Consider the following 2,417-nt stretch of genomic DNA (forward strand, 5'->3'; position numbering starts at 1 on the left):
ATCATATACATCCATGAAGCAGATCAACAATGGGTCACCAGGCCGAGTGACAAAATCATATTCTGGTCTGGTGATTCTCTGGAGCTTGATGCGGGTGTAACATTGTATCGTTTGGGTGGTCATTTTAATGGTGGAAGTGTTTTGCACTGGGAAAATGATATGAAGAAGCAAGGCGTACTTCTCACTGGTGATATTATTCAAGTAGTGGCCGATCGACAATGGGTAAGTTTCATGTACAGTTACCCTAACCTCATTCCATTGCCTGCCAACAAGGTTCAGGAAATGGCCGCTAGAGTTAACGATTTAGACTTTGACCGTCTTTATAATGCTTTTCATCGAGTCATTAAGAAAAATGCCCAACAATCCGTTCAAAAATCCGCTAAGAGGTATATTGATGCTTTGGAGGGCAAGTTAGTTAGTATGATGTAAAAAAGTTAATCATTCTCTGAAAAAGGACGCCTGGTTAAAAAACCAGGCGTTTTTCCAGCAAGTGACTATTCTCCGAAAATACCCTCATAAATTTTAGCCATATCGTCTCTGAATTTTTCTACTTGGACGATCCTGGCTTCTCTTAAATATTCCCTGCCATCTACATATAGGACAAGTACTGGTACAGTGAAAGCCATCAGGAATCCTGCGATTTCCTCTACCTTTCCAGCGTTCACCAAACCCATTTCGATTTTCGGAAAATCTTTCATCACTTCCTCAACCTGAGGAAGCAAACCATGACAAACACTTCAGCCGTCAGTTAAGACATAGATAAAGCTTACTTCATGATCATTAATCAAGCTTTTAACTTCTTCTATCGATTTTAATTCATTCATATTCATACCTCCTATCAGCACTAATACCCTTTTAAATCTAGGATAGCCCCGTGTTCTTTAATCATACTAAAAAAAGGGTATTGGGTATAATGATAAAGTAAGGAGTGATCGTATGGTAAATCCATGGAACGAAAGATTCGGAGCAGAGCAATATGTGTATGGTGAAGAACCTAATGAATTTATTCGAAGCCAAGCTCACCGGTTGCAAAATCATAAAAAGGTAGCCGCATTCGCTGAAGGTGAGGGGCGGAATGCTGTATACCTAGCATCGGAAGGACATGAAGTCACTGCCTATGACTATGCACTTAATGGGTTAAGGAAAACAGAAGCTCTTGCCGACCAGAATGGAGTAAACGTAAATACGGAACAAAAGGATTTAATAAATGATGAAGTACCAACCGCTGAGTTTGACGCAGCTATTATGGTTTTTGGCCATTTTGATAAAAAGGATCAAAAGACCGTGTTTGATAAGTTGCTCTCTAGTGTAAAAGGTGGTGGAATCCTTATGATGGAGGTTTATTCAGAGGATCAGGTTCGTTATAAAACTGGCGGACCTAAAACAGTCAATATGCTTTATCATCCGGGTGATTTATTAAAATGGATAGAAGACTACAAAATACTGCATTTCTTTTACGGTGAAAAAGAAAGAAAAGAAGGCGAACTGCATACCGGAATGGGACATGTTGTGCAGTTGATTTTACAGAAGGAAAAAGTTAAATAAACGTACTAATGATTAAGCGATTTCCCTTTGAGGGAGATCGCTTTTTTGCGCAGGAATTTACAGGAATTTCCTCATTTTATGTCGAATATATTAGTAAGAGAAAAATTTTGCGAGGTTTTCTAAATGAACTTTAAAATTGATCGTGATAGCTTTCATCAAGCCATAACAGAAATTATCAGGATTGTACCGTCAAATACAAATTCAGCTATTCTGGGCGGCATAAAAATTTCCGCCGATTCAGATGGTTTGACACTGGCAGCAAGCAATCATGACATATTTATCGAAAAAGAAATTTTACTTTCAGGCGATGGCAGCATGGAAATTTACGAAAGTGGAAGTATCATTTTATCAGCTAAATATTTACTTGAGCTAGTGAAAAAAATGCCAAACATGATTACCATTTCATTGGTTGAAAATGCCAAACATGATTACCATTTCATTGGTTGAAAATGACAAAATAACGATTCAGTCTGAGGAAATAAAAATTCAGCTAAGCGGGTTTAATCCTGATGACTTTCCTAAGCTGCCAGAATTGACAAGCACGGAATCTTTTAAAATGCCAATGAATACTTTAATCCAAATGATTAAACAAACCTCAATTGCTGTCTCTCATAATGATTCTCGTCCTGTCCTTACTGGTTTGCTGCTTTCCTTTCAAGTAAATAAGCTTATTTGTGCTGCGACTAATTCACATAGACTGGCATTAAGTGAGCAGGAAATTGCTAACGGAATTAAGGGTACATATATTTTACCCTTGCAATCGGCAAAAGAATTAATCAGGTTATTTAGCAGTTCTTCTGAGGAAATAACGTTATATACTTCTGATCGCTATCTCATATTTAAATCACATGATATTACCTTTTATTCAAGGC

Annotated in this window: 3 protein-coding genes and 2 pseudogenes; 4 read left to right on the top strand and 1 reads right to left on the bottom strand. The window is 37.6% G+C overall.

Annotated features, from left to right (window positions below):
- Nucleotides 1–429: pseudogene (locus tag WB217_RS08955) on the top strand (hypothetical protein); the annotation flags it as partial.
- Between the two features lie 65 nt (nt 430–494).
- On the opposite strand, the gene WB217_RS08960 reads toward WB217_RS08955, so the two are convergent.
- Nucleotides 495–698 (bottom strand): thioredoxin, encoded by a 204-nt coding sequence (locus WB217_RS08960; RefSeq protein WP_423992665.1) that lies wholly within the window; start codon nt 696–698, stop codon nt 495–497.
- 238 nt (nt 699–936) lie between these two features.
- Here WB217_RS08960 and WB217_RS08965 point away from each other — a divergent pair, with 238 nt between their 5' ends.
- The 3 genes and pseudogenes from WB217_RS08965 to WB217_RS08975 all read left to right on the top strand — a co-directional run.
- Nucleotides 937–1,545: a class I SAM-dependent methyltransferase gene (locus tag WB217_RS08965; RefSeq protein WP_423992667.1), complete on the top strand. Its 609-nt coding sequence runs from the start codon at nt 937–939 to the stop codon at nt 1,543–1,545.
- 123 nt (nt 1,546–1,668) lie between these two features.
- Nucleotides 1,669–1,992 (top strand): hypothetical protein, encoded by a 324-nt coding sequence (locus WB217_RS08970; RefSeq protein ID WP_423992669.1) that lies wholly within the window; start codon nt 1,669–1,671, stop codon nt 1,990–1,992.
- Nucleotides 1,970–2,417 (top strand): annotated as a pseudogene (locus WB217_RS08975) (DNA polymerase III subunit beta); the annotation flags it as partial. The gene WB217_RS08970 and the pseudogene WB217_RS08975, both read left to right, overlap by 23 nt.

The sequence above is a fragment of the Mesobacillus sp. genome (assembly GCF_049588175.1).
GTDB lineage: Bacteria > Bacillota > Bacilli > Bacillales > Cytobacillaceae > Mesobacillus.